The organism is Pseudomonas sp. LFS074 (assembly GCF_047978165.1).
Classification (GTDB): Bacteria; Pseudomonadota; Gammaproteobacteria; order Pseudomonadales; family Pseudomonadaceae; genus Aquipseudomonas; species Aquipseudomonas putida_P.
The window spans coordinates 665,943-692,556 of the sequence record NZ_JBFPFV010000001.1 but is presented as its reverse complement, the minus strand read 5'-3'; the positions used below and the strand labels follow the sequence as shown (position 1 = coordinate 692,556).

At 59.1% G+C, this 26,614-nt stretch carries 19 protein-coding genes, 2 tRNA genes and 3 rRNA genes; 7 read left to right on the top strand and 17 right to left on the bottom strand.

The window, feature by feature from the left end; genetic code table 11:
- Nucleotides 1-49: 49 nt before the first annotated feature.
- Nucleotides 50-535 (top strand): GspH/FimT family pseudopilin, encoded by a 486-nt coding sequence (locus ACNQP3_RS03190; RefSeq protein WP_012270372.1) that lies wholly within the window; start codon nt 50-52, stop codon nt 533-535.
- Here the strand turns inward: ACNQP3_RS03190 and ispH are convergent, their stop codons facing one another.
- From ispH to murJ, 6 genes are all read right to left on the bottom strand, one after another.
- Nucleotides 536-1,483 (bottom strand): 4-hydroxy-3-methylbut-2-enyl diphosphate reductase, encoded by a 948-nt coding sequence (ispH, locus tag ACNQP3_RS03185; RefSeq protein ID WP_010951872.1) that lies wholly within the window; start codon nt 1,481-1,483, stop codon nt 536-538.
- Nucleotides 1,484-1,497: 14 nt separating this feature from the next.
- Nucleotides 1,498-1,935 (bottom strand): FKBP-type peptidyl-prolyl cis-trans isomerase, encoded by a 438-nt coding sequence (gene fkpB, locus ACNQP3_RS03180; RefSeq protein WP_012270371.1) that lies wholly within the window; start codon nt 1,933-1,935, stop codon nt 1,498-1,500.
- Nucleotides 1,928-2,443 (bottom strand): signal peptidase II, encoded by a 516-nt coding sequence (gene lspA, locus ACNQP3_RS03175; RefSeq protein WP_012270370.1) that lies wholly within the window; start codon nt 2,441-2,443, stop codon nt 1,928-1,930. Before lspA ends, fkpB begins: the two co-directional genes overlap by 8 nt.
- Entirely contained in the window at nt 2,436-5,267 is a 2,832-nt protein-coding gene (gene ileS, locus ACNQP3_RS03170; protein ID WP_012270369.1) for an isoleucine--tRNA ligase, read from the bottom strand. Before ileS ends, lspA begins: the two co-directional genes overlap by 8 nt.
- The gene (gene ribF, locus ACNQP3_RS03165) at nt 5,264-6,214 is read right to left on the bottom strand and encodes a bifunctional riboflavin kinase/FAD synthetase (RefSeq protein WP_041166363.1); all 951 of its coding nucleotides are present in this window, start codon (nt 6,212-6,214) and stop codon (nt 5,264-5,266) included. Before ribF ends, ileS begins: the two co-directional genes overlap by 4 nt.
- 118 nt (nt 6,215-6,332) lie before the next feature.
- Nucleotides 6,333-7,871, bottom strand: coding sequence for a murein biosynthesis integral membrane protein MurJ (gene murJ, locus ACNQP3_RS03160; protein ID WP_012270367.1), 1,539 nt, complete (start codon nt 7,869-7,871; stop codon nt 6,333-6,335).
- Nucleotides 7,872-8,121: 250 nt separating this feature from the next.
- Between murJ and rpsT the strand changes: the two genes are divergently transcribed.
- Nucleotides 8,122-8,400, top strand: coding sequence for a 30S ribosomal protein S20 (gene rpsT / locus ACNQP3_RS03155; RefSeq protein ID WP_003247625.1), 279 nt, complete (start codon nt 8,122-8,124; stop codon nt 8,398-8,400).
- Between the two features lie 153 nt (nt 8,401-8,553).
- On the opposite strand, the gene ACNQP3_RS03150 is transcribed toward rpsT, so the two are convergent.
- The 10 genes from ACNQP3_RS03150 to ACNQP3_RS03105 form a co-directional block, all read right to left on the bottom strand.
- Nucleotides 8,554-10,854, bottom strand: coding sequence for a PqiB family protein (locus ACNQP3_RS03150; protein ID WP_264316780.1), 2,301 nt, complete (start codon nt 10,852-10,854; stop codon nt 8,554-8,556).
- Nucleotides 10,847-11,470, bottom strand: coding sequence for a paraquat-inducible protein A (locus ACNQP3_RS03145; protein WP_012270365.1), 624 nt, complete (start codon nt 11,468-11,470; stop codon nt 10,847-10,849). Before ACNQP3_RS03145 ends, ACNQP3_RS03150 begins: the two co-directional genes overlap by 8 nt.
- The gene (locus ACNQP3_RS03140) at nt 11,457-12,116 is read right to left on the bottom strand and encodes a paraquat-inducible protein A (protein ID WP_012270364.1); all 660 of its coding nucleotides are present in this window, start codon (nt 12,114-12,116) and stop codon (nt 11,457-11,459) included. The genes ACNQP3_RS03145 and ACNQP3_RS03140 overlap by 14 nt, the downstream gene beginning before the upstream one ends.
- Before the next feature lie 168 nt (nt 12,117-12,284).
- Nucleotides 12,285-12,400: ribosomal RNA gene (rrf, locus tag ACNQP3_RS03135) — 5S ribosomal RNA — on the bottom strand.
- A 136-nt stretch (nt 12,401-12,536) separates the two neighbouring features.
- Nucleotides 12,537-15,429 (bottom strand): 23S ribosomal RNA (locus ACNQP3_RS03130).
- Between the two features lie 244 nt (nt 15,430-15,673).
- Nucleotides 15,674-15,749: transfer RNA gene (locus tag ACNQP3_RS03125), tRNA-Ala, on the bottom strand.
- A gap of 24 nt (nt 15,750-15,773) precedes the next feature.
- Nucleotides 15,774-15,850: transfer RNA gene (locus ACNQP3_RS03120), tRNA-Ile, on the bottom strand.
- Between the two features lie 87 nt (nt 15,851-15,937).
- Nucleotides 15,938-17,474 (bottom strand): 16S ribosomal RNA (locus ACNQP3_RS03115).
- Together the 16S, 23S and 5S rRNA genes with 2 tRNA genes alongside form the textbook arrangement of a ribosomal RNA operon.
- Nucleotides 17,475-18,034: 560 nt before the next feature.
- A complete protein-coding gene (locus tag ACNQP3_RS03110) occupies nt 18,035-19,528 on the bottom strand; it encodes a CoA-acylating methylmalonate-semialdehyde dehydrogenase (protein ID WP_012270363.1) in 1,494 nt (497 codons plus the stop codon).
- Between the two features lie 73 nt (nt 19,529-19,601).
- Complete coding sequence (locus ACNQP3_RS03105; protein ID WP_012270362.1) at nt 19,602-20,948, bottom strand: aspartate aminotransferase family protein; 1,347 nt, start codon at nt 20,946-20,948, stop codon at nt 19,602-19,604.
- A gap of 118 nt (nt 20,949-21,066) precedes the next feature.
- Between ACNQP3_RS03105 and ACNQP3_RS03100 the strand changes: the two genes are divergently transcribed.
- The 5 genes from ACNQP3_RS03100 (at nt 21,067) to ACNQP3_RS03080 (ending at nt 25,422) form a co-directional block, all read left to right on the top strand.
- Entirely contained in the window at nt 21,067-21,984 is a 918-nt protein-coding gene (locus ACNQP3_RS03100; protein ID WP_012270361.1) for a LysR family transcriptional regulator, read from the top strand.
- A 90-nt stretch (nt 21,985-22,074) separates the two neighbouring features.
- Nucleotides 22,075-22,737 carry a TetR/AcrR family transcriptional regulator gene (locus ACNQP3_RS03095; protein WP_012270360.1) on the top strand — a complete coding sequence of 221 codons (663 nt, stop codon included), beginning with the start codon at nt 22,075-22,077 and terminating at the stop codon, nt 22,735-22,737.
- A 9-nt stretch (nt 22,738-22,746) separates the two neighbouring features.
- Nucleotides 22,747-23,331 (top strand): IMPACT family protein, encoded by a 585-nt coding sequence (locus tag ACNQP3_RS03090; protein WP_012270359.1) that lies wholly within the window; start codon nt 22,747-22,749, stop codon nt 23,329-23,331.
- Nucleotides 23,332-23,701: 370 nt separating this feature from the next.
- Nucleotides 23,702-24,388 (top strand): SDR family oxidoreductase, encoded by a 687-nt coding sequence (locus ACNQP3_RS03085; protein ID WP_264316779.1) that lies wholly within the window; start codon nt 23,702-23,704, stop codon nt 24,386-24,388.
- Nucleotides 24,389-24,474: 86 nt separating this feature from the next.
- Nucleotides 24,475-25,422, top strand: coding sequence for an adenosine deaminase (locus ACNQP3_RS03080; protein ID WP_012270357.1), 948 nt, complete (start codon nt 24,475-24,477; stop codon nt 25,420-25,422).
- A gap of 20 nt (nt 25,423-25,442) precedes the next feature.
- Here the strand turns inward: ACNQP3_RS03080 and ACNQP3_RS03075 are convergent, their stop codons facing one another.
- Nucleotides 25,443-26,156 carry an ArsR/SmtB family transcription factor gene (locus ACNQP3_RS03075; RefSeq protein ID WP_060494584.1) on the bottom strand — a complete coding sequence of 238 codons (714 nt, stop codon included), beginning with the start codon at nt 26,154-26,156 and terminating at the stop codon, nt 25,443-25,445.
- Nucleotides 26,157-26,614 lie beyond the last annotated feature (458 nt).

Here is a 26,614-nt window from a genome sequence, read left to right as displayed (position 1 = left end):
GCCAGCGAACGTGAAGCTATAGCCAAGCACTTCCAGGGAGGAATGCACGGTGAGGCAACGCGGCGTAACACTGATTCAAATGTTGTCGGCCTTGGCGGTGGCTGTCTTGCTGACACAGCTGGGTATTCCGGCCTACGCCAGGATGAGTGACGACCTACACCGGGCGGCAGCGGCCCGAGATCTGGCCCAGGCACTGCGCAGTGCGCGCAGCCATGCCGTGCTGCAGGGCCAACCGGTAGTTGTAGTGGCGCTGGACGGTAATTGGGGGAATGGCTGGCGTGCAGTGTTAGAGCACAATCAGCAAGTGCTGCGTGAACATCGGCTTTCTCGACCCATGTACATCGCAGCGAATACGGGGGGGCAGGTGAAATTCAGTGCACAGGGTGTGCCGATGCAGCCAAACAACGCTCAGCTGAGTGGCCGGCTTGTAGTCTGCGAAAAAACCAACAGCCCTTATCATGTGGTTCTGGCAAGCACTGGCAGAGTAGCCTTGCGCACAGGCGAACCGAATCATCCGCTGTGCGCAAGGCCCTGATCAGATCAGCGACCGAACCCGCAGCTCTTTAGGCATCGAGAAGGTGATGTTCTCCTCCCGCCCATCCAGCTCTTCAGCGCCCGTGGCGCCCCAAGCTTTGAGTTGCTCGATCACGCCACGCACCAGCACTTCGGGGGCCGAAGCACCGGCAGTGATGCCGATACGCGCGGCCTGGTCGAACCAGCCGCGTTGCAGGTCCTCGGCACCATCAATCAGGTAAGCCGGAGTGCCCATGCGCTCGGCCAGCTCGCGCAGGCGGTTGGAGTTGGAGCTGTTCGGGCTGCCGACCACCAGCACCACGTCACTCTCGCCTGCCAGTTGCTTGACGGCGTCCTGGCGGTTTTGGGTGGCGTAGCAGATGTCGTCCTTGCGCGGGCCACCGATGTTCGGAAAGCGTGCACGCAGGGCGTCGATGACGCGACTGGTGTCGTCCATCGACAGCGTGGTCTGGGTGACGAAGGCCAGGTGGTCCGGGTCGCGCACCTGCAGGTTGGCAACATCTTCCTCGTCCTCGACAAGGTAGATGGCGCCACCGTTGCTGGCGTCGTACTGGCCCATGGTGCCTTCGACTTCCGGGTGCCCTTCGTGGCCGATGAGAATGCACTCACGGCCATCGCGGCTGTACTTGGCCACTTCGATGTGCACCTTGGTCACCAGCGGGCAGGTGGCATCGAACACTTTCAGGCCACGGCCAGCTGCTTCCTGGCGCACGGCCTGGGAAACACCGTGGGCACTGAAGATGACGATGACATCGTCCGGTACCTGGTCCAGCTCTTCGACAAAGATGGCGCCACGGTTGCGCAGGTCTTCCACCACGAACTTGTTGTGCACCACTTCGTGGCGCACATAGATCGGCGGGCCGAAGACTTCCAGCGCGCGGTTGACGATCTCGATCGCCCGGTCGACCCCCGCGCAAAAGCCGCGAGGGTTGGCGAGTTTGATTTGCATGCTCGGCTCCAGGCTTACAGGGCCTTCACCTCGAGGATCTCCACCTCGAAGGTCAGGGTCTTGCCAGCCAGTGGGTGATTGAAGTCGATGGTCACCTGGTCGTCATCGAACGCTTTGACCACACCTGGCAGCTCGGTGTTGGCGGCGTCGTTGAAGATGATCAGCAGGCCTTCGGACAGCTCCATGCCTTCGAAGTTGGAGCGCGGCATAACCTGCACGTTCTGCGGGTTAGGCTGGCCGAAAGCGTTCTCCGGGGCCACTACCACAGTGCGCTTGTCACCGGCCTTGAAGCCGAACAGGGCGCTTTCAAAGCCCGGCAGCAGGTTGCCATCGCCAACCTTGAAGGTGGCCGGGGCTTTGTCGAACGTGCTGTCGACGGTGTCGCCGTTTTCCAGGTGCAGCGCGAAGTGCAAGGTGACTTCGGTGTTCTGGCCGATACGGGTGTCAGTCATGGACCGGATCCTCGGACTTCTTGCTCTTGAACATATCCAGCGCCAGCATCACCGCACCAACGGTGATGGCGCTGTCGGCCACGTTGAAGGCCGGGAAGTAGTGGCGGTTCTGCCAGTGCACCAGGATGAAGTCGACCACATGGCCCAGCACGATGCGATCGTACAGGTTACCGATGGCGCCACCCAGCACCAGCGCCAGTGCCACGGCCAGCCAGGTCTCGTTGCGCCCCAGGCGCTTGAGCCATACCACCAGCACGGCACTGACCACCACGGCGATCAGGGCGAACAGCCAGCGCTGCCAGCCAGCGCCATCAGCGAGGAAGCTGAACGCGGCACCGGTGTTGTAGGCCAACGTCCAGCTGAAGTAGTCAGGGATGACCACAATCTGCTGGTACATGGTCAGGGCGTTGTTGAAGTACAGCTTGGTGGCCTGGTCGAGGACCAGGACCAGCAAGCTCAGCCAAAGCCATGCAAGGCGCCCGAAGCGCCCCGCTGCAGGGTTAGGCATAGTGGCGCACCTCACCCGAACCGCTCAGGTTGTCGACGCAACGGCTGCAGATTTCCGGGTGCTCCGGGTGGCTGCCAACGTCGGCGCGGAAGTGCCAGCAACGGCCGCACTTGGCGTGGCCGGACTTGACCACCTTCAGCTTGAGGCCTTCGACTTCGGTGGCCACGGCTTCGGCCGGCGCCTGAGCGAACGGCACCACGCTGGCGGCCGAGGTGATCAGCACGAAGCGCAGTTCGTCGCCCAGCTTGCCCAGGTCGGCGCTCAGGCCTTCGTCGGCGTACAGGGTCACTTCGGCCTGCAGGTTGCCACCGATCACCTTGGCGGTACGCTGGTTCTCCAGCTCTTTGTTCACCGAGGCCTTCACCGCCATCACGCGGTCCCAGTAGGCGCGGTCCAGCTCGGTGCCTTCCGGCAGCTCGCTCAGGCCCTGGTACCAGCCGTTGAGCATTACCGACTCGTTGCGCTCGCCCGGCAGGTACTGCCAGATTTCGTCGGCGGTGAACGCCAGGATTGGCGCGATCCAGCGCACCAGCGCCTCGCTGATGTGGTATAGCGCGGTCTGGCAGGAGCGGCGGGCGACACTGTTGGCACCAGTGGTGTACTGGCGGTCCTTGATGATGTCGAGGTAGAAGCCGCCCAGTTCCTGTACGCAGAAGTTGTGCACCTTGGAGTAGACGTTCCAGAAACGGTACTCGCTGTAGTGCTCTTCCAGCTCGCGCTGCAGCAGCAGGGTGCGGTCCACGGCCCAGCGGTCCAGTGCCAGCATGTCTTCCGGGGCCAGCAGGTCGCGGGCCGGGTCGAAGCCGGACAGGTTGGACAGCAAGAAGCGCGCGGTATTGCGAATACGGCGATAGGCGTCGGCGCTGCGCTGCAGGATCTGCTCGGAAACCGCCATTTCACCGGAGTAGTCGGTGGCCGAAACCCACAGGCGCAGGATGTCGGCACCCAAGGTGTTGTTGACCTTCTCCGGTTCGATGGTGTTGCCCAGCGATTTGGACATCTTGCGGCCGTTTTCGTCCACGGTGAAGCCATGGGTCAGCAGCTCGCGGTATGGCGCGTGGTTGTCGATGGCGCAACCGGTCAGCAACGACGAGTGGAACCAGCCACGGTGCTGGTCAGAGCCTTCCAGGTACAGGTCGGCGACCGGGCCGGTGGTGTGGCCGATGTCGTGCGAGCCACGCAGCACGTGCCAATGGGTGGTACCCGAGTCGAACCACACGTCGAGGGTGTCGGTGATCTTGTCGTACTGGTCGGCTTCAACGCCCAGCAGCTCGGCGGCGTCCAGCTTGAACCAAGCCTCGATGCCCTCCTGCTCGACGCGTTTGGCCACTTGCTCCATCAGCTCGACAGTGCGCGGGTGCAGTTCGCCGGTCTGCTTGTGCAGGAAGAACGGGATTGGCACGCCCCAGTTGCGCTGACGCGAAATGCACCAGTCCGGGCGGTTGGCGATCATCGAATGCAAGCGCGCCTGGCCCCAGGCCGGCACGAACTTGGTGTCTTCGATGGCTTTCAGCGCGCGCTCACGCAGCGGCTCGCCGGTGGTTGGCTGCTTGTCCATGCCCACGAACCACTGCGCAGTAGCACGGTAGATCAGCGGGGTCTTGTGGCGCCAGCAGTGCATGTAGCTGTGGCTGATGGTTTCGGTGTGCATCAGCGCACCGACTTCGCTCAGCTTCTCGACGATGGCCGGGTTGGCCTTCCAGATGAACTGGCCGCCGAAGAATGGCAGCGACTCGACATATACACCGTTGCTCTGCACCGGGGTGAGGATGTCGTCGTTGACCATGCCGTAGCGCTTGCAGGTAACGAAGTCGTCTTCACCGTATGCAGGTGCCGAATGCACCACGCCGGTACCCGCGCCCAGCTCGACGTAGTCGGCCAGGTAGATTGGCGACAGGCGATCATAGAACGGGTGACGGAAGTTGATCAGCTCCAGCGCCGAACCTTGGGCGGTGGCAATGATCGAGCCTTCCAGGTTGTAGCGCTTGAGGCACGATTCGACCAGCTCCTCAGCCAGTACCAGCAGGCGCTCGCCGGTGTCGACCAGGGCGTACTTGAACTCCGGGTGGATGTTCAGCGCCTGGTTGGCCGGGATGGTCCACGGGGTGGTGGTCCAGATCACGATGGCGGCCGGTTTGGCCAGCGACGCCAGGCCGAAAGCAGCGGCCAGCTTGGTTTCATCGGCAACCGGGAAGGCCACGTCGATGGTCTGGGATTTCTTGTCGGCGTACTCGACTTCCGCTTCAGCCAGGGCCGAACCGCAATCGAAGCACCAGTTCACAGGCTTGAGGCCCTTGAACACGAAGCCTTGCTTGACCATCTCGGCCAGGGCGCGGATTTCACCGGCCTCGTTGGCGAAGTTCATGGTCTTGTACGGGTTGTCCCAGTCACCCAGCACGCCCAGGCGAATGAACTCGGTCTTCTGCCCTTCGATCTGCTCGGCGGCGTATTCGCGGCACAGCTCGCGGGTGCGGTCGGCGGACAGGTGCTTGCCGTGGGTAACCTCGACCTTGTGCTCGATCGGCAGGCCATGGCAGTCCCAGCCCGGTACATACGGCGCATCGAAGCCGGCCAGGGTCTTGGAGCGGACGATCATGTCCTTGAGGATCTTGTTCAGCGCATGACCGATGTGAATCTTGCCGTTGGCATAGGGCGGGCCGTCGTGCAGGACGAACTTGGGACGATCCTTGCCAATTTCGCGCAGCTTCTGGTACAGGCCAATGCTGTCCCAGCGCTGCAGGATCTGCGGTTCGCGCTGAGGCAGGCCGGCCTTCATGGGGAAGGCGGTGTCCGGAAGGTTAAGCGTGGCTTTGTAGTCGGTCATTTCAGGCTCTTCGTTAGCGGTTGAGCGTGCCAATGTGCACGTGCGGCGGCGATATCCGCATCGATCGCCGACTTCAGCGCCTCCAGGGAGGCGAATCGCTGCTCTTCACGCAGCTTGTGGTGGAACTCCACCGTCAGGCGCCGGCCATACAGGTCACCGGCATAATCCAGTAGATGAATTTCCAGGTGCGGGCGCCCATCACCGGCAACGGTGGGACGCACGCCAATATTGCCGACACCCGGCCAGGCCTTGCCGTCGATTTCGATGCTGGCCAGGTAGACCCCGGACAGCGGCACGCGGCGGCGCTTGAGCTGGATATTGGCGGTAGGTGTGCCGAGCTGGCGGGCCAGCTTCTGGCCATGCAGTACGCGGCCAGTGATGCTGTACGGGCGACCCAGCAGGTGCTCGGCCAGTTCGAAGTTGCCCTCGGACAGGGCCTTGCGCACTTCGGTGCTGCTGACCCGCAGGCCGTCCTGGATTACCGTGTTGGCGGCCTCGACGGTAAAGCCGTACTGCTTGCCGGCCTCGATCAGGAAGGCGAAATCGCCAGCACGGTCGCAGCCAAAGCGGAAGTCATCGCCCACTTCGAGATGACGCACACCCAAGCCGTCGACCAGGATGGCCTTGACGAAGGCATCGGCGCTGAGCTTGCTCAGGCGCTGATTGAACGCCAGGCACAAAACCCGGTCAATGCCCTCGGCGGCCAGCAGCTCGACCTTGTCGCGCAGGCGGGCCAGGCGCGCCGGCGCGGTTTCAGGGGCGAAGTACTCGCGTGGTTGCGGTTCGAAGATCACCACGCAGGTCGGCAGGCCCAAGGCCTGGCCGCGCTCGCGCAGACGCGCCAGGATTGCCTGGTGGCCGCGGTGAACCCCGTCGAAGTTGCCAATGGTGGCGACACAGCCCCGGTGCTCGGGGCGCAGGTTGTGAAGACCTCGAACCAGCTGCATAACGCGCTTCTTGCTCATAAAGTGGCCGATTATAACCACACCCGGGCGCTGGTGACAGGCAGCAGCGCCCAAGGGCGGCGTGGAATGCGAAAAACCGACGTTTGACCCGCCCCAAGCCTTAGTGCAAGGCCTTGCGGGCGAAATGCCGAGGCCGGAAGCCGCACAGGTACAGGCAGCCGAAATACGTCACGACGCCCGCCAGGATCAACGCCCCCAGGCGCAGGAAGCGCTCGAGCATGATGCCCTGCTCCCAGGCCGGCATATAGTGCATGCCCGCCAACAGTACCGCCGACATGAGTGCCACTGCCAAAACAAGCTTGAGCAGGAACATTGCCCAGCCTGGCTGAGGTTCGAACAACTGCTGACTGCGCAGCTTCCAGAACAGCAAGCCGGCATTCAGGCAGGCACCGAGGCTGATCGCCAATGCCAGGCCGGCATGTGCGAGCGGCCCGACCAGGGCAAGGTTGAACAGCTGAGTGCAAACCAGCGTGAAGATCGCGATTTTCACCGGCGTGCGGATATTCTGCTGCGCATAGAAGCCGGGTGCCAGTACCTTGACCAGAATGATCGCCAGCAAGCCCACGGAATAGGCCATCAGCGCCCGCTGGGTCATGGCCGCATCGAACGCACTGAATTTGCCGTATTGAAACAACGCAACGGTCAGTGGCTCGGCAAGAATGGCCAGCGCCAGGGTGCAGGGCAGCACCAGCAGGAAGCACAGGCGCAGGCCCCAGTCGAGAATCCGCGAGTACTCCTCGCGGTCCTTGTTGGCGTAGGTCTTGGCCAGGGTCGGCAGCAGGATCGTGCCCAATGCCACGCCCAGCACACCCGAAGGCAACTCCATGAGGCGGTCGGCGTAGTACATCCACGACACCGAGCCGGCCACCAGGAAGGAAGCGAAGATGGTGTTGATGATCAACGAGATCTGGCTCACCGACACCCCGAGAATCGCCGGCAGCATCTGCTTCAGTACCCGCCACACACCGGCGTCCTTTAAGTTCAGGCGCGGCAGCACGAGCATGCCGATCTTCTTCAGTGCCGGCAGCTGGTACAGCAACTGCGCCAGGCCACCGGCCAGCACGCCCCAGGCCAAGGCCATGATCGGCGGGTCGAAGTACGGTGTCAGCAGCACGGCGAAGGCGATCATCGCCACGTTCAGCAAGGTCGGGGTGAAGGCCGGTACCGAGAAACGGTTCCAGGTATTGAGGATCGCACCGGCCAGGGAAGACAGCGAGATCAGCAATATATAAGGAAAGGTCACTCGCAACAGGGCGGTGGTCAGCTCGTATTTTTCGGCGCTGTCAACAAAACCCGGGGCCGTCGCCCACACCACCCAGGGCGCCGCCAGGATACCGATGGCGGTCACCAGGGCCAGGACCAGGGTCAGCAGGCCGCTGACGTAGGCAATGAAGGTGCGTGTCGCCTCCTCGCCCTGCTGGGTCTTGTATTCGGCCAGGATCGGCACGAAGGCCTGGGAGAATGCACCTTCAGCGAAGATCCGCCGCAACAGGTTGGGCAACTTGAACGCGATGAAGAAGGCGTCGGTGGCGACACCGGCACCGAAGATGCGCGCCAGGATGGTGTCGCGGACGAAGCCCAGCACCCGCGAAATCATGGTGATCGAGCTTACTGCAGCCAGGGATTTGAGCAGGTTCATCGAAAAGATTCACGCCAATGACAGAGGACGCTGCCAGACAGCGTCCGAATGTGCGATACTCCCGCGCCTTCGCAGGGGAGCCAAAAATTCCCGAGTGTACAGGTCGCGCAGCAGAAAGGAATCTTTCCCGCTTGTTGGCGCACCGCTCGGCGGAACCTTGCAGGTGGCCTTGACAATCGATCTACTGATCGGCATGATTCGCGGCCTATTTTGTTTGCTATTTACCTAAAGTCTTTCGAGGAGCTCGACGGTGGCCAACACACCTTCCGCCAAGAAACGTGCAAAACAGGCTGAGAAGCGTCGCAGCCACAACGCCAGCCTGCGTTCCATGGTCCGCACCTACATCAAGAATGTAGTTAAAGCCATTGACGCAAAAGACGCCGAAAAAGCGCAAGCCGCTTACGTTCTGGCTGTACCTGTAATCGACCGTATGGCCGACAAAGGTATCATCCACAAGAACAAGGCTGCTCGTCACAAAGGCCGTCTGAATGGCCACATCAAGGCGCTGAAAGAAGCTGCAGCTGCCTAAGCGACGCGCTAGTCGAAAAACCGACCCTAGGGTCGGTTTTTTGTTGCCTGCAATTTATTGGAATCCTTCGGTCCCAATATTTATGGTCAATTGACACAATTCATCATCAATTGACACCTGCAGGAGCGGGCAAACCCGCCCCTGCAGACACTCTTACCTGGCGATTTGGATCTTCGGCGCCCACTGCATCCATTCATCCTCCGCCTTGTCGAACAAGGCGAATGTCTGCTGCGGTCGTGCTGGGTTGCCCATCTGCTCGCCATCTGGCGTTGCAAAAGCGATACCGCCATCGATCAGGGTCTGCACCGACTCGGTGCGCACCGTGGCGCCCTTGAACAGCCCCCAATCGAAACCGAAGCCACTGCTGTTCCAGAAACGGCTACCGCTGCGTACCAAGGCGGCATAGCGCGGCTCGATGAGGATATGGATCAGCACACGGTCAGCGCTCTGGCCCAGCTCGAAGCCTGTCACCTTGCCCACCGCAACCTCACGGTAGGTCACCGGCACACCCGGTTTGATCGAGCCACGGCGTGGCGCACTGAGTGTCAACGGCAGACCGACCTCTGGCCCCGCCACCTGTGGAGCATCGGCCAAGGCAATGAAATCACGCTGCGGACCACGGTCCTTGGCTGCCGGCTGCACTTCCAGGTACTGGCCGCCAATCAGGGTGTCGAGGTTCTCGGTGCGCACCAGGCCTAATGCTGGCTTGACCACCCAGAACTGCGTACCGGCGCGGGCGATACGGTCCGCCGCTTCGGTAATGCGCGCCCGCAGCAGCACGGCCTGCAAGTCATCGGTGAGGTCGACGCTTTCGATACTGCCCACATCCAGGCCACGGAAGCGGATCGCCGTACCCGGCTTCAGGCCATCTGCACGGTCGACACGGATGGTGATCAACGTGCCGGCACGGTTTACCGCTTCTTGGCTGTCATGCAGGCGGAAGCGCGGAATGTGCCGTTTCAGCGCCACATCGGGCCGCGGCGTGTCGAAGGCGATACCACCGGCCATCAATGTTTGCAGTGATTCACTCTTGATCTTGATGCCAGAAAGGCCGCCGGTCAGGGTGATACCACTGACGTTCCAGAAGCGCGACGAACCATTGACCAGCTTTTCGTACTCCTTCTCGATATGTACACCGATCAGGATGCGGTTGCTGTTGCGAGCGAACTGGTAGCTTTGGACGCTACCCACCTTCACCTGGCGGTACATAACCGGGCTGCCGACTTCCAGCGAACCCAAGGTGTCGGCGAACAACACCATGTGCAGGCCCGGTGCCTTGAGATCGAGTGGCGGCGCCTTGGCACGGGCTTCGAACTCACGCTCTGGCCGTGCGCCCTTCTCACCGGGGCGAATGGCGATGTAGTTACCTTTGACCAGCGCTTCCAGGCCAGTGATACCCGCCAGGGAAATCGACGGTTTGACTACCCAGAACTGAGTCCCGTCCACCAGGTAGTCTTCGGTCAGCGGGTCCAGTGTCAACTCGGCCGACGCGCTGGACAGGTTGTCTTCCATCTTCAGGGCCTTCAGCGAGCCCACCTGAATACCCTTGTACATAACCGGCGTGCGACCCGCCTGCAGGCCTTCATAATCGCTCAGTTTCACTTTGACCCGAATACCGGCCTGGGCTGCATCAAAGTCCTCATACAGGCGGAATGGCAGGCTCGGGTCGGTGGGCGGGCTGTCCTTGCGGTATTCCGGCGTGGCGAAGGCGATACCACCGGCCACGATGCTCGACAGCGACTCGCTGCGCACCTTCACACCTGACAGCGAAGCATCGATGCTGACGCCGCTGGCATTCCAGAAACGCGTGTGTTTACGCACCAGGCTGGCGTAGGCGGGCTCGATGAAGACTTTGACCTCGACGGTGCTCTGGTCCTCGGACAGTCGGTAGCTTTTCACTCGACCCACCTGAATCTGCTTGTAGAACACCGGGCTGTCACGGTTGAGCGAACCCAGCCTGTCGGCCTTGAGGGTCAGATGCAGGCCAGGCTCCGTATCCGAGAGCGGCGGGGCCACCTTCAACGCGGTAAAGCGCTTGGTACGCTCCCCCTCCCCTGGACTGACGGCGATGTAGTTACCCGACACCAGTGTCTCAAGGCCGGTAATACCCGCCAGGCTGACACTGGGCTTAACCAGCCAGAAGCGTGTGCCCTTGGTCAGGTGAGGCTCCGCAGCCTTGTTCATCTCGATGGTGGCGATCACTCCCTGGTTGTCGCCCTCGGCATCGAGCACCAGGTTCTTCACCTTGCCTACCGGCATGCCCTTGTAGATGACTTCGGTCTTGTTGGCGACGATACCTTCACCCGACTCGAAGCGGACTTCAATTTCTACCCCCGCCGAGCTGTAGGCCTGCCACGCGAGCCAGCCACCGATCATCAAGGCGATCAAAGGCAGAATCCAGATGGCCGACCAGTTAGAGGCTGGGCGGGTTTTAGCCGTTGGCAGGTCACTCATGGTCGTCATCCGACTCCGTGTTATCCCAAATCAGTCGGGGATCGAAAGTTAAAGCGGCAAGCATTGTCAGGATCACCACAGTTGCGAAGGCGACAGCGCCCAGATTGGCTTCGACACTGGCTATTCGGCCGAAATTCACCACGGCCACCAGGATGGCGATGACGAAGATATCGAGCATGGACCAGCGCCCAATGAATTCGATGAAGCGGTACATCAATATCCGTTGCCGCGCCGAAAGCGGCTGGTGACGCTGAACGGAGTACAGCAGCAGGCCAATGCCCACCAGCTTGAACGTGGGCACCAGGATACTGGCAATGAACACCACCGCAGCAATGGGCACCATGCCGTGCTTGAGCAGGGTAATGACGCCGGACATGATCGTGTCGGGGCTGCCCTGACCGAGTGTACTCACAGTCATGATCGGCAGCAGGTTGGCCGGGATGTACAAGATCGACGCGGCAATCAGCAGCGCCCAGGTACGCACGATACTGTTTGGGCGGCGAGCATGGACAATGGCGCCGCAGCGTGTACAGGTCTGCGACGTGCTGTCTTGCACTTGCTTGTTCAGTTCATGACATTCATTGCAGACAAGAATGCCTGCATCAATCGCCCGCATGCAGGTCCTCCCCCGAAAGTGCACTCCAAATCTGGTGCGGTGACATCACCACCTCAAGCCATACCTGGATCAACAACAGGCTGATGAAACAGAACAGCCCCAGGCCCACGGTCAACTCGGCCAGGTCCACCAGCTTGACGATAGCCACCAACACCCCCATGAAATAGACCTCGAGCATGCCCCAGTCACGCAGGTGGTGATAGATGCGGTAGAACAACAGGCCGAAGTTACGCCCCACGTTCAAGCGGATACTCAGCAGTACCGCCAGTTGGCAGAGCAGTTTTGCCAAGGGGATGGCCATGCTGCACAGGAACACGACTACCGCTACACCACGCATCTGCGAATTGTACAGGCCCAATACGCCGCTCCAGACAGTATCGTCCGAGGTCTGGCCAAGCAGGTGCAACTGCATGATCGGTAGAAAATTGGCAGGCACGAACAGCAACAGCGCGGTCAGTACCAACGCCAGGCTACGGTTGACCACGTTGTGCCGATGAGCATAAAGCTCGTAACCGCAACGTGGGCATTGGGCTTTCTCACCGTGCTGGAGCACGGGCTTGCGCAGCAGCAGGTCGCATTCGTGGCAGGCGACAAGCTCGTCCAACGGCAATTGGGCCAAGGTTTCAGGTTCGACAGAGTTGGGCATATAGCGCTTCTGAATAGGTGCGTGGAGCTATTCTAGTGTTCTGGCTCGAATTGTGGGAGCTGACCTTGGCCTAGAGGGGGGTGGGGTAATCCCTATGAGACGTGGCTTTTCAGGCTACAAAGACAAAACCCCTACCTGCATGTGCAGATAGGGGTTTTGCGAAATGAATCTTGACGATGACCTACTCTCACATGGGGAAACCCCACACTACCATCGGCGATGCATCGTTTCACTGCTGAGTTCGGGATGGGATCAGGTGGTTCCAATGCTCTATGGTCGTCAAGAAATTCTGTAGCCAGAATGTCCAGATGGACAGCCCAGCGAATTCGGATATGTGATTGTGTGGTTCGTTGCGAACTTTCGGTTCGTATCATCTTCACCACCGCAATTTGGCTGACGCACAAATTGCTTGGGTGTTATATGGTCAAGCCTCACGGGCAATTAGTATTGGTTAGCTCAACGCCTCACAGCGCTTACACACCCAACCTATCAACGTCGTAGTCTTCGACGGCCCTTTAGGGGATTCAAGATCCCAGTGAGATCTCATCTTGAGGCAAGTTTCCCGCTTAGATGCTTTCAGCGGTTATCTCTTCCGAACATAGCTACCCGGCAATGCCACTGGCGTGACAACCGGAACACCAGAGGTTCGTCCACTCCGGTCCTCTCGTACTAGGAGCAGCCCCTCTCAAATCTCAAACGTCCACGGCAGATAGGGACCGAACTGTCTCACGACGTTCTAAACCCAGCTCGCGTACCACTTTAAATGGCGAACAGCCATACCCTTGGGACCGGCTTCAGCCCCAGGATGTGATGAGCCGACATCGAGGTGCCAAACACCGCCGTCGATATGAACTCTTGGGCGGTATCAGCCTGTTATCCCCGGAGTACCTTTTATCCGTTGAGCGATGGCCCTTCCATACAGAACCACCGGATCACTAAGACCTACTTTCGTACCTGCTCGACGTGTGTGTCTCGCAGTCAAGCGCGCTTTTGCCTTTATACTCTACGACCGATTTCCGACCGGTCTGAGCGCACCTTCGTACTCCTCCGTTACTCTTTGGGAGGAGACCGCCCCAGTCAAACTACCCACCATACACTGTCCTCGATCCGGATAACGGACCTGAGTTAGAACCTCAAAGTTGCCAGGGTGGTATTTCAAGGATGGCTCCATGAGAACTGGCGTCCCCACTTCAAAGCCTCCCACCTATCCTACACAAGCAAATTCAAAGTCCAGTGCAAAGCTATAGTAAAGGTTCACGGGGTCTTTCCGTCTAGCCGCGGATACACTGCATCTTCACAGCGATTTCAATTTCACTGAGTCTCGGGTGGAGACAGCGCCGCCATCGTTACGCCATTCGTGCAGGTCGGAACTTACCCGACAAGGAATTTCGCTACCTTAGGACCGTTATAGTTACGGCCGCCGTTTACCGGGGCTTCGATCAAGAGCTTCGCTTGCGCTAACCCCATCAATTAACCTTCCGGCACCGGGCAGGCGTCACACCCTATACGTCCACTTTCGTGTTTGCAGAGTGCTGTGTTTTTAATAAACAGTCGCAGCGGCCTGGTATCTTCGACCGGCATGGGCTTACGGAGCAAGTCCTTAACCCTCGCCGGCGCACCTTCTCCCGAAGTTACGGTGCCATTTTGCCTAGTTCCTTCACCCGAGTTCTCTCAAGCGCCTTGGTATTCTCTACCTAACCACCTGTGTCGGTTTGGGGTACGGTTCCCAGTTATCTGAAGCTTAGGAGCTTTTCTTGGAAGCATGGTATCAACCACTTCGTCGCCTAAAGGCAACTCGTCATCAGCTCTCGGCCTTGAAATCCCGGATTTGCCTAAGATTCCAGCCTACCACCTTAAACCTGGACAACCAACGCCAGGCTGGCCTAACCTTCTCCGTCCCTCCATCGCAATAACTGGAAGTACAGGAATATTAACCTGTTTTCCATCGACTACGCTTTTCAGCCTCGCCTTAGGGACCGACTAACCCTGCGTCGATTAACGTTGCGCAGGAAACCTTGGTCTTTCGGCGTGCGAGTTTTTCACTCGCATTGTCGTTACTCATGTCAGCATTCGCACTTCTGATACCTCCAGCAAGCTTCTCAACTCACCTTCACAGGCTTACAGAACGCTCCTCTACCGCATCACCAAAAGGTGATACCCGTAGCTTCGGTGCATGGTTTGAGCCCCGTTACATCTTCCGCGCAGGCCGACTCGACTAGTGAGCTATTACGCTTTCTTTAAAGGGTGGCTGCTTCTAAGCCAACCTCCTAGCTGTCTAAGCCTTCCCACATCGTTTCCCACTTAACCATGACTTTGGGACCTTAGCTGACGGTCTGGGTTGTTTCCCTTTTCACGACGGACGTTAGCACCCGCCGTGTGTCTCCCATGCTCGGCACTTGTAGGTATTCGGAGTTTGCATCGGTTTGGTAAGTCGGGATGACCCCCTAGCCGAAACAGTGCTCTACCCCCTACAGTGATACATGAGGCGCTACCTAAATAGCTTTCGAGGAGAACCAGCTATCTCCGAGCTTGATTAGCCTTTCACTCCGATCCACAGGTCATCCGCTAACTTTTCAACGGTAGTCGGTTCGGTCCTCCAGTCAGTGTTACCTAACCTTCAACCTGCCCATGGATAGATCGCCCGGTTTCGGGTCTATACCCAGCGACTAAACGCCCTATTAAGACTCGCTTTCGCTACGCCTCCCCTATTCGGTTAAGCTCGCCACTGAATATAAGTCGCTGACCCATTATACAAAAGGTACGCAGTCACCTAACAAAGTAGGCTCCCACTGCTTGTACGCATACGGTTTCAGGTTCTATTTCACTCCCCTCTCCGGGGTTCTTTTCGCCTTTCCCTCACGGTACTGGTTCACTATCGGTCAGTCAGTAGTATTTAGCCTTGGAGGATGGTCCCCCCATATTCAGACAAAGTTTCTCGTGCTCCGTCCTACTCGATTTCATTGATAAGAGATTTTCGTGTACGGGGCTATCACCCACTATGGCCGCACTTTCCAGAGCGTTCCACTAATCTCAAACCAACTTAAGGGCTGGTCCCCGTTCGCTCGCCACTACTAAGGGAATCTCGGTTGATTTCTTTTCCTCAGGGTACTTAGATGTTTCAGTTCCCCTGGTTCGCCTCTTGCACCTATGTATTCAGTACAAGATAACCAGCTTATGCTGGCTGGGTTCCCCCATTCAGAGATCTCTGGATCACAGTCTGTTTGCCGACTCCCCAAAGCTTATCGCAGGCTACCACGTCTTTCATCGCCTCTGACTGCCAAGGCATCCACCGTATGCGCTTCTTCACTTGACCATATAACCCCAAGCAATCTGGTTATACTGTGAAGACGACATTCGCCGAAAATTCGCACGTCGCTCTTTCGAGCAGAACTCACAAATTTTACCTTAGCCTGATTAACCAGCAGTGAAACTGGCCATCAGTCTATTTCTATCACATATCCGAATTTTTAAAGAACGATCTGACAAAAGTCAGAAATCAACATTCATCAACGAATGTTCATTTCTAAGTTCTGACAAGTGACTGCGTACTGCGAAAGTGGTGGAGCCAAGCGGGATCGAACCGCTGACCTCCTGCGTGCAAGGCAGGCGCTCTCCCAGCTGAGCTATGGCCCCGTATTTTACGCCTGAACCATGTGATGGTAGGTCTGGGCAGATTTGAACTGCCGACCTCACCCTTATCAGGGGTGCGCTCTAACCAACTGAGCTACAGACCTATAACAGGGTCGCGTTACAGCATCGTCTTTATACAAGTGAATCAAGCAATTCGTGTGGGAGCTCATCAGTAGGCTGATGTCGTCGATTAAGGAGGTGATCCAGCCGCAGGTTCCCCTACGGCTACCTTGTTACGACTTCACCCCAGTCATGAATCACACCGTGGTAACCGTCCTCCCGAAGGTTAGACTAGCTACTTCTGGTGCAACCCACTCCCATGGTGTGACGGGCGGTGTGTACAAGGCCCGGGAACGTATTCACCGCGACATTCTGATTCGCGATTACTAGCGATTCCGACTTCACGCAGTCGAGTTGCAGACTGCGATCCGGACTACGATCGGTTTTGTGAGATTAGCTCCACCTCGCGGCTTGGCAACCCTCTGTACCGACCATTGTAGCACGTGTGTAGCCCAGGCCGTAAGGGCCATGATGACTTGACGTCATCCCCACCTTCCTCCGGTTTGTCACCGGCAGTCTCCTTAGAGTGCCCACCATAACGTGCTGGTAACTAAGGACAAGGGTTGCGCTCGTTACGGGACTTAACCCAACATCTCACGACACGAGCTGACGACAGCCATGCAGCACCTGTGTCAGAGTTCCCGAAGGCACCAATCCATCTCTGGAAAGTTCTCTGCATGTCAAGGCCTGGTAAGGTTCTTCGCGTTGCTTCGAATTAAACCACATGCTCCACCGCTTGTGCGGGCCCCCGTCAATTCATTTGAGTTTTAACCTTGCGGCCGTACTCCCCAGGCGGTCAACTTAATGCGTTAGCTGCGCCACTAAAATCTCAAGGATTCCAACGGCTAGTTGACATCGTTTACGGCGTGGACTACCAGGGTATCTAATCCTGTTTGCTCCCCACGCTTTCGCACCTCAGTGTCAGTATCAGTCCAGGTGGTCGCCTTCGCCACTGGTGTTCCTTCCTATATCTACGCATTTCACCGCTACACAGGAAATTCCACCACCCTCTACCGTACTCTAGCTTGCCAGTTTTGGATGCAGTTCCCAGGTTGAGCCCGGGGCTTTCACATCCAACTTAACAAACCACCTACGCGCGCTTTACGCCCAGTAATTCCGATTAACGCTTGCACCCTCTGTATTACCGCGGCTGCTGGCACAGAGTTAGCCGGTGCTTATTCTGTCGGTAACGTCAAAACAGCAAGGTATTAGCTTACTGCCCTTCCTCCCAACTTAAAGTGCTTTACAATCCGAAGACCTTCTTCACACACGCGGCATGGCTGGATCAGGCTTTCGCCCATTGTCCAATATTCCCCACTGCTGCCTCCCGTAGGAGTCTGGACCGTGTCTCAGTTCCAGTGTGACTGATCATCCTCTCAGACCAGTTACGGATCGTCGCCTTGGTGAGCCATTACCCCACCAACTAGCTAATCCGACCTAGGCTCATCTGATAGCGCAAGGCCCGAAGGTCCCCTGCTTTCTCCCGTAGGACGTATGCGGTATTAGCGTTCCTTTCGAAACGTTGTCCCCCACTACCAGGCAGATTCCTAGGCATTACTCACCCGTCCGCCGCTGAATCAAGGAGCAAGCTCCCGTCATCCGCTCGACTTGCATGTGTTAGGCCTGCCGCCAGCGTTCAATCTGAGCCATGATCAAACTCTTCAGTTCAATACTGCTTGGGTTTTTAAGAAACCCTAAACTTGGCTCAGCAATCTCAAATGACTATGTGATTTCTCGCATGGCCACTTGTGATGCTGATAATCTTTTTGACTATCAGTCCGTACTCACAAGCACCCACACGAATTGCTTGATTCAATTTGTTAAAGAGCGTTTGGTTAAGAGCTTTTCGTCCCAACCGAGGCGCGCATTCTACGCTTTCCTCAGAGCCTGTCAAGCGTTTATTTTGAAGTTTTTTGCGAGAAACTCGTTTAGCTTCAAACACTTGGCTCGCTGCGATCTCTCGTAGCGGGAGGCGAATCATACAGCACCAAGAAGCGCTGTCAACCACCATTTCAACCGCTTGCGATCATTTGATCGTAGCCCCTCCAGCACCACCTTAACTACTTAACTCATTGAATCTCAAGGAGTTTGTCGTTCCGATGTCGCTGGAAGTGGGGCGCATTATAAGGGGATTCGAAACCCCGTCAACCTTTAATTTCAATAAACCTTCATATCGCTGAAAAACAAAGCGGGGAGGCCTACCGGCCTCCCCGCTTTAGTCACCGGCCTTAAAGGCTAGGGAATGCAAACTGCGACGCTTCATGGCTGGCACGCTGCGGCCAACGCTGGGTAATCGCCTTGCGACGCGTATAGAAGCGCACCCCGTCAGGGCCATAGGCATGCAGGTCACCGAACAGCGAACGCTTCCAGCCACCAAAGCTGTGATAAGCCACCGGCACCGGCAGCGGCACGTTCACACCCACCATGCCCACTTCGATCTCGTCGCAGAACAGGCGCGCCGCTTCACCGTCACGGGTGAAGATGCAGGTACCGTTGCCATACTCGTGATCATTGATCAGTTGCATGGCCTGCTCCAGGCTGTTCACACGCACCACGCACAGCACCGGGCCGAAGATCTCTTCTTTATAGATGCGCATCTGCGGGGTCACCTTGTCGAACAAAGTACCCCCCACGAAGTAGCCATCTTCATTACCGGCCACACGCAAGCCACGGCCATCCACCACCAGCTTGGCACCAGCAGCAACCCCGTCATCGATGTAACCCACTACCTTGTCACGGGCAGCAGCAGTCACCAGCGGGCCCATGTCCAGGCCGCACGAGGTGCCGGCACCAATCTTCAGCGCCTTGATCTGCGGTTCCAGCTTGGCAATCAGGGCATCGGCTACCTGGTCGCCCACGCACACCGCAACCGAAATAGCCATGCAACGCTCGCCACACGAACCGTAGGCCGCGCCCATCAGTGCGCTTACAGCATTGTCCAGGTCGGCATCCGGCATCAGCACGGCGTGGTTCTTCGCGCCACCCAAGGCTTGCACGCGCTTGCCACGCTTGGTGCCTTCGGCATAGATGTACTCGGCGATCGGGGTTGAACCAACGAAGCTCAGCGCTTTTACTTCTGGCGCTTCGATTAGCGCATCCACCGCTTCCTTGTCACCGTGCACCACGTTGAGGATGCCCTTCGGCAGGCCGGCTTCCAGCAGCAGTTGGGCAATGTACAAGGTCGAGCTTGGGTCACGCTCGGAAGGTTTGAGGATGAACGCGTTACCGCAAGCAATGGCCAGCGGGTACATCCACAGAGGCACCATGGCCGGGAAGTTGAACGGGGTAATGCCAGCAACCACACCCAGCGGCTGGAAGTCGGACCAGGCATCGATATTCGGGCCGACGTTGCGGCTGTACTCGCCCTTCAAAACCTCTGGCGCTGCACAGGCGAACTCGACGTTCTCGATGCCGCGCTTCAGCTCGCCAGCTGCGTCTTCCAGGGTCTTGCCATGCTCTTCGCTGATCATCTGCGAAATCTTGGCTTCGTTCTGCTCCAGCAATTGCTTGAAGCGGAACATCACCTGGGCGCGCTTGGCCGGCGGGGTGTTGCGCCAGGCCGGGAAGGCCGCCTTGGCGGAGTCGATCGCTTCCTGCACGGTCGCGCGGCTGGCCAGCTCGACCTTGCGAACAGCCTGGCCGGTGGACGGGTTGAAGACATCAGCGGTGCGTTCTCCCTTGGAAACCAGCTCGCCATGGATCAGGTGCTGAACAATGCTCATGCAAAACTCCAGATAAAGAAGGTAGAGACAGGCGCGCGATACCTGCACGCGCCTGACATCGAAATCGGAAAGATCAGTCGATCAGGTTCAGGTTTTCGCCGACGGCGTCGAACAGGCGATCCAGTTCTTGCGGCGTGGTGTTGAACGTTGGGCCGAACTGCAGAGTGTCGCCCCCGAAGCGTACATAGAAGCCTGCCTTCCACAACTTCATCGCCACTTCGTATGGGCGAACGATGGCATCACCGTCACGGGCGGCGATCTGGATGGCGCCGGCCAAGCCGTAGTTACGGATATCGATGACGTTCTTGGTGCCCTTTACGCCGTGCAGCAACTTCTCGAAGTGCGGCGCCAGCTCGGCAGCGGACTGCACCAGGTTTTCTTTCTGCAGCAGGTCCAGCGCGGCGATACCGGCGGCACAGGCTACCGGGTGCGCCGAGTAGGTGTAGCCGTGCGGGAATTCCACGGCATATTCCGGCGTCGGCTGGTCCATGAAGGTCTGGTAGATCTCGCTGCTGGCGATTACCGCGCCCATCGGGATGGCGCCGTTGGTCACCTGTTTGGCGATGCACATCAGGTCCGGGGTAACGCCGAAGGCTTCCGAGCCGGTCATCGCGCCCATGCGGCCGAAGCCGGTGATCACTTCGTCGAAGATCAGCAGGATGTTGTGCTGGGTGCAGATTTCACGCAGGCGTTTCAGGTAACCCTTCGGCGGTGGCAGCACACCGGCCGAACCTGCCAGCGGCTCGACAATGACCGCAGCAATGTTGGAGGCATCGTGCAGTTCGATCAGCTTGAGCATTTCGTCAGCCAGGGCAATACCGCCCTCTTCTGGCATGCCTTTGGAGAAGGCGTTCACCGGCAACACGGTGTGAGGCAGGTGATCGACGTCCAGCAGTTGGCCAAACATCTTGCGGTTGCCGTTGACACCCCCCAGGCTGGTACCGGCGATGTTCACCCCGTGGTAGCCACGAGCACGGCCGATGATCTTGGTCTTGGTCGCCTGGCCTTTCAGGCGCCAGTAGGCACGTACCATCTTCAGCGCGGTGTCAGCGCATTCGGAACCGGAGTTGGTATAGAAGACATGATTCAGATTGCCCGGCACCAGCTCGGCGATCTTTTCCGCCAGCTGGAACGACAGCGGGTGGCCAAACTGAAACGCGGGGGAATAGTCCAGCGTACCCAGCTGGCGAGTCACCGCTTCGGTGATTTCCTTGCGGGTGTGCCCGGCGCCGCAGGTCCACAGGCCAGACAGGGCGTCAAAGATCTTGCGCCCCTGGTCATCGACCAGGTAGTTGCCTTCGGCCGCCACGATCAGGCGTGGGTCGCGCTGGAAATTGCGGTTGGCGGTGTAGGGCATCCAGTGGGCATCCAGCTTGAGCTGGCTGGCGATACCGGCAGGGGCGGTTTCGGGCATGTTCATCGGCGGTTCCTCGAAAGACGATTAGGCAACGATGGATGTTGTTGCAGCTAAATTGGCACGGCGATAAAGTCGGAAAAAGCCTACATTTCTAATCTTCAGACAGGTCGTGACTAAACTAATGAGCCGACGCCCCGATCCACTCGCTCAAGTCAGCGATTTCGACATCCGCTTGCTGAAGATCTACCGCAGCGTCGTCGAGTGCGGTGGCTTCTCAGCCGCCGAAAACGTACTGGGCATTGGCCGCTCGGCCATCAGCCAGCAGATGAACGACCTCGAACAACGCCTCGGCCTGCGTCTGTGCCAGCGTGGTCGCGCCGGTTTCTCGCTGACCGAGGAAGGCCGCGAGGTCTACCACTCGGCACTGCAGCTGCTCAGTGCTCTGGAGAGCTTCCGCACCGAGGTCAACGGCCTGCACCAGCATTTGCGTGGCGAACTGAACATTGGCCTGACCGACAACCTGGTGACGCTGCCACATATGCGCATCACCCATGCCCTGGCCGAGCTCAAGGATCGTGGCCCGGATGTACGCATCCAGATCCGCATGATCGCCCCCAGCCAGGTCGAGCACGGCGTGCTCGACGGCAGCCTGCACGTGGGCGTAGTGCCGCAGACCAGCCCGTTGTCGGGCTTGGAGTACCAGCCGTTGTACAGCGAACGCTCGCTGCTGTACTGCGCGGTTGGCCATCCGTTGTTCTATGCCGATGACCAGCAAATCGACGACGAGCGCCTCAATAGCCAGGAAGCCATCACCCCCACCTTCCGCCTGCCTGCCGAAATTCAGGCGCATTACCAGGCGCTGAATTGCACGGCCAGCGCTTCGGACCGCGAGGGCATGGCGTTTCTGATCCTGACCGGGCGCTACATCGGCTACCTGCCCGACCACTACGCCACGTTCTGGGTACAACAGGGCCGTTTGCGTGCGCTCAAGCCCCGGCAGCGCTTCTACGACCTGAGCCTGAGCTGGGTTACCCGCAAAGGCCGGCGCCCCAACCTGGTGCTGGAAAGCTTCCTCGAAAGCCTGGCTGCGACACGTTGATGCCAGTCTGTGCCGCAAACGCTTGTCACTTCGGCACAGGCAGGTAATCTTGTCCGACAGCCGCAGCCATTGCCCCGTACGGAATCGTCCATGACCCTAGAAGTCCCTGCGCATCGCCTCTCCGCCTCGGGCAAGCCCGCAGGCCGCATCCGCCAGAAGAACGAACAGGCCATTATCCAGGCCGCCGAAGACGAATTCGCCCGCCATGGTTTCAAGGGCACCAGCATGAACACCATCGCGCTCAAGGCAGGGTTGCCCAAGGCCAACCTGCACTACTACTTCACCAACAAGCTGGGCCTGTACATTGCCGTGCTCAGCAACATCATCGAGTTGTGGGACAGCACGTTCAACGCCTTGAGCGTCGAGGATGACCCCGGCGAAGCCCTGAGCCAGTACATCCGCACCAAGATGGAGTTCTCTCGGCGCAACCCGCAAGCCTCGCGGATTTTCGCCATGGAAGTGATCAGCGGTGGCACCTGCCTGACCGAATACTTCAGTGCCGACTACCGCGAATGGTTCCGCGGCCGGGCTGCAGTGTTCCAGGCCTGGATCGAAGCCGGCAAGATGGACCCTGTCGACCCGGTGCACCTGATCTTCCTGCTCTGGGGCAGCACCCAGCATTACGCCGACTTCGCCACCCAGATCTGCCAGGTGACCGGCCGCAGCCGCCTGACCAAGCAGGACATGGAAGACGCGAGCAACAACCTTATCCACATCATTCTGAAGGGCTGCGGCATCAAGCCGGCTGCCTGACTACTTTTTATGCCTTCTACCCTGCTCGACCTCTGCGAGTACCGCGAGGAAATCCGCAAAAGCCGCTTCATCACCCTCGCCGGGCCAATCAGCAGTGCCGCCGAAGCGATGAGTTTCATCGAACGCCACAGCGACCTTGCCGCCACCCACAACTGCTGGGCCTGGAAACTCGGCGCGCAGTACCGCAGCAGCGATGACGGCGAGCCCGGCGGGACCGCAGGGCGGCCGATCCTGGCGGCCATCGAAGCGCAGGATTGCGACCAGGTGGTGGTTCTGGTGATCCGCTGGTACGGCGGTATCCAGCTGGGTACAGGCGGACTGGCAAGGGCCTATGGCGGCGGCGCCAACAAGTGCCTGCAACAAGCACCCAAACGCCTGCTGGTACAGCGCAGCGAATTCACCTGCAGCTGCAGTTTCAGCGAACTTGCGCTGGTGAAGCTGCGCCTGGCAGAGGTTGACGGCCTGGTCCTGGATGAACAGTTCACCGCCAATGGCGTGGATCTGTTGATTGCCCTGGGTGACGCCCACCTGGCGCCATTGCAGCAGCAACTGGCCGATCTGAGCCGCGGGCGCATTTTGCTCGAAGCGCGCTGAACATTGCCCACAACACCTGTGGGCCTGCCTGTGGATAACCTTGGGGCACTCATTTGCAGCCAGCTATTTTCAAGGCCTGCAGCGTTTTGATCATAAATTGATCACTATTTGATGACAGCCGCAAATTGCTGAAAGCGCTCGAGTTATCCTCAATGCAAGGCCTGGCGGGCCAGCGCGCGAAAGCCTCAGCTTGCACACAATAACTGTGGACCAGCCTGTGGATAACCCGTGCGCTAACAGGCCAGGCGCCCGGCCAGGCAAGGCCCAGGCATAGTTGATCGTTTTTTATACAGCCATAGGCAGGCAGCGACTGCCGCTGTGCATTATCCTCAATACCTTTCTTTGCCACCGACCAACGGAGCGCGCTCACATGGCTAACGCAAAAAACGCACTTATCATCGGCGCCTCGCGGGGGCTTGGCCTGGGCCTGGTACAACGCCTGCACGAAGACGGCTGGAACATAACCGCCACCGTCCGCAACCCGCAGCAGCCAGGTGCCCTGGCGGACGTGCCCGGCGTGCACATCGAGCAGCTGGAGATGAACGACACTGCCCAGCTCGACGGCCTGAAGCTACGCCTTCAAGGCCAGGCATTCGACCTGGTGTTCATCAACGCAGGTGTCATGGGCCCGTTGCCGCAAGACTTGGAGACGGTACAGACCAAAGACATCGGCGACCTGTTCATGACCAACGCCGTGGCGCCGATCCGCGTGGCACGCCGGCTGGTAGGCCAGGTACGCGAGGGCAGCGGTGTTCTGGCGTTCATGAGCTCTATTCTGGGCAGCGTGACCATACCCGACGGCGGTGAAATCTGCCTGTACAAAGCCAGCAAGGCAGCACTGAACTCGATGATCAACAGCTTTGTTGTCGAGCAGCAGCGCCCCGACCTGTGCGTACTGGCCATGCACCCGGGCTGGGTGAAAACCGACATGGGCGGCGAAAACGCCGAAATCGATGTGCTCACCAGCACCCGTGGCATGCTCGAACAGATCAAGGCGCAAAGTGGCAACGGCGGCCTGCACTTCATCAACTACAAAGGCGAACCCTTGGTCTGGTGATTCACCCGGTCGCGGGCCGGCCGGGCGCATTGCCTGGCCGGTGCCTGTAGAATGGCGGCAACCGTACCTGATTGAGACCCCTTTTTATGTATGACTGGTTGAACGCCCTGCCCAAGGCCGAGCTGCACCTGCACCTGGAGGGCTCGCTGGAGCCCGAGCTGCTGTTCGCCCTGGCCGAGCGCAACAAGATCGCCCTGCCCTGGAACGATGTGGAAACCTTGCGCGGCGCCTACGCCTTCAACAACCTGCAAGAGTTCCTCGACCTGTATTACCAGGGCGCCGATGTGCTGCGTACCGAGCAGGACTTCTACGACCTGACCTGGGCCTACCTGCAACGCTGCAAGGCTCAGAACGTGGTTCACACCGAACCGTTCTTCGACCCGCAGACCCACACTGACCGCGGTATCGCCTTCGAAGTGGTGCTCAACGGTATCAGCCAGGCGCTCAAGGACGGCCGCGAGCAGTTGGGCATCAGCAGTGGCCTGATCCTCAGCTTCCTGCGCCACCTCAGCGAGGATGAGGCGCACAAGACCCTCGACCAGGCCTTGCCGTTCCGCGATGCGTTCATTGCCGTAGGCCTGGACAGCTCGGAGATGGGCCACCCGCCACGCAAGTTCCAGCGTGTGTTCGACCGCGCCCGCAGCGAAGGCTTCGTCGCCGTTGCCCATGCGGGAGAAGAAGGCCCGCCCGAGTACATTTGGGAAGCCCTCGACCTGCTGAAGATCAAGCGTATCGACCATGGCGTGCGCGCCATCGAGGACGAGCGCCTGATGCAGCGCATCATCGAAGAACAGATCCCGCTCACCGTGTGCCCGCTGTCCAACACAAAGCTGTGCGTGTTCGATCACATGAGCCAGCACAACATCCTGGACATGCTCGAGCGTGGCGTGAAAGTCACCGTCAACTCGGACGACCCGGCCTACTTCGGCGGCTATGTCACGGAAAACTTCCACGCCCTGCACACCCACCTGGGCATGACCGAAGACCAAGCCCGTCGCCTGGCGCAGAACAGCCTTGACGCACGTTTGATCTGAGTCGCATGACGACGTTGCGCTCAACCGACCTGCAACGTCGCCACGCGGGCAATGCGATTGATCTGCTGGACGCCCAGCGCCGAAATATGCAAAGCCCGCGTGTCCTCGGCCTCACGTATCCAGCCAGATTGCAAAAACAACCTGAACAAGGCCTGGCCCAGCACGCCCCCAAGGTGCGGGCCCTGGTCATCCCACTCGGTGCAGCGGCAGATCACGCAACCTCGTTGCTGGTGTGGCGCCAGAGCATCGATGTAGACCCCGACCAACGCCAACTGCGCCCGCCCCTCGTCACTGACCATCAACTGTCGACCGCAGCCGTCCAGCCAGCCGGCCACCACCAGGCGATCATACAACTCACTGGCCAACGCCCCGCCCAGGTGGTCGCCACATCGGCGTGCCCGGCGCATCGACATGGGCAGCGATGATACCGGCGCCTTGGCACGCTCTCCCCGTACGCTTTCCAGCTGTACGCTGGCCAAGGCCTCAACCGCCGCCCCGACCTGAGGGGTTGCCAGGCAGAAGTAGCGTTTACGGCCCCTGGCTTCATGCTTGAGCAAACCGGCCGACGACAGCAACGAGAGGTGCGCGCAGGCCGACGACGAAGTCAGGCCGGTCATTATCGCGAGTTCATTGGCCAACCGTGGCGTGCCATCGATCAATGCCCACAACATGGCACTGCGCTTGGGGTCGGCCATCAGGCTGGCGATTTGGCTGATACTGCTGGCTGCGTTCATGTCCCTGTAACTCCCTGCAAGTTCACTGTGTGGATGCGATTGCCAACCCTGGCAGGGAAGCGCGTCTCGCTGGCACTGGCCTGGTTCGCCAGTATAAGCCGCAGAAAATACCGTTCAGACGACCACGCGCCGACCTACCCAAGGCGAAAACCATTGGGTATGCCTACCCTTGGCACTCAGCGAGGCAGCTTTGGAAAACGGCTCGAACCCAGCCAAACAAGGCCCAGGTACACCCATACAGAAGCACTGAAACATTCTGATAAAAATAGGCTTGCAGCAATTTCAGATACGGCCCACAGCAACCTTCAACAATTAGCGCGCAACAAAGCGAAAGTTCTGGGGAATTGCAGGCTTTGCGCCCAAAGCAGGAAACACTGTCTGGAAAATGTACGCACTTACCGTCAGTCAGGACGCTGAAGCAGTGCCATGGCAGGCTGGTGGGCCAGCGCTACACTTGA

Coding starts and splice junctions, on each gene's coding strand:
- ispH (WP_010951872.1), bottom strand. CDS start 1,483: ATGCAAATCAAACTCGCCAACCCTCGCGGCTTTTGCGCGGGGGTCGAC.
- fkpB (WP_012270371.1), bottom strand. CDS start 1,935: ATGACTGACACCCGTATCGGCCAGAACACCGAAGTCACCTTGCACTTC.
- lspA (WP_012270370.1), bottom strand. CDS start 2,443: ATGCCTAACCCTGCAGCGGGGCGCTTCGGGCGCCTTGCATGGCTTTGG.
- ileS (WP_012270369.1), bottom strand. CDS start 5,267: ATGACCGACTACAAAGCCACGCTTAACCTTCCGGACACCGCCTTCCCC.
- ribF (WP_041166363.1), bottom strand. CDS start 6,214: ATGCAGCTGGTTCGAGGTCTTCACAACCTGCGCCCCGAGCACCGGGGC.
- murJ (WP_012270367.1), bottom strand. CDS start 7,871: ATGAACCTGCTCAAATCCCTGGCTGCAGTAAGCTCGATCACCATGATT.
- ACNQP3_RS03150 (WP_264316780.1), bottom strand. CDS start 10,854: ATGAGTGACCTGCCAACGGCTAAAACCCGCCCAGCCTCTAACTGGTCG.
- ACNQP3_RS03145 (WP_012270365.1), bottom strand. CDS start 11,470: ATGCGGGCGATTGATGCAGGCATTCTTGTCTGCAATGAATGTCATGAA.
- ACNQP3_RS03140 (WP_012270364.1), bottom strand. CDS start 12,116: ATGCCCAACTCTGTCGAACCTGAAACCTTGGCCCAATTGCCGTTGGAC.
- ACNQP3_RS03110 (WP_012270363.1), bottom strand. CDS start 19,528: ATGAGCATTGTTCAGCACCTGATCCATGGCGAGCTGGTTTCCAAGGGA.
- ACNQP3_RS03105 (WP_012270362.1), bottom strand. CDS start 20,948: ATGAACATGCCCGAAACCGCCCCTGCCGGTATCGCCAGCCAGCTCAAG.
- ACNQP3_RS03100 (WP_012270361.1), top strand. CDS start 21,067: ATGAGCCGACGCCCCGATCCACTCGCTCAAGTCAGCGATTTCGACATC.
- ACNQP3_RS03095 (WP_012270360.1), top strand. CDS start 22,075: ATGACCCTAGAAGTCCCTGCGCATCGCCTCTCCGCCTCGGGCAAGCCC.
- ACNQP3_RS03090 (WP_012270359.1), top strand. CDS start 22,747: ATGCCTTCTACCCTGCTCGACCTCTGCGAGTACCGCGAGGAAATCCGC.
- ACNQP3_RS03085 (WP_264316779.1), top strand. CDS start 23,702: ATGGCTAACGCAAAAAACGCACTTATCATCGGCGCCTCGCGGGGGCTT.
- ACNQP3_RS03080 (WP_012270357.1), top strand. CDS start 24,475: ATGTATGACTGGTTGAACGCCCTGCCCAAGGCCGAGCTGCACCTGCAC.
- ACNQP3_RS03075 (WP_060494584.1), bottom strand. CDS start 26,156: ATGAACGCAGCCAGCAGTATCAGCCAAATCGCCAGCCTGATGGCCGAC.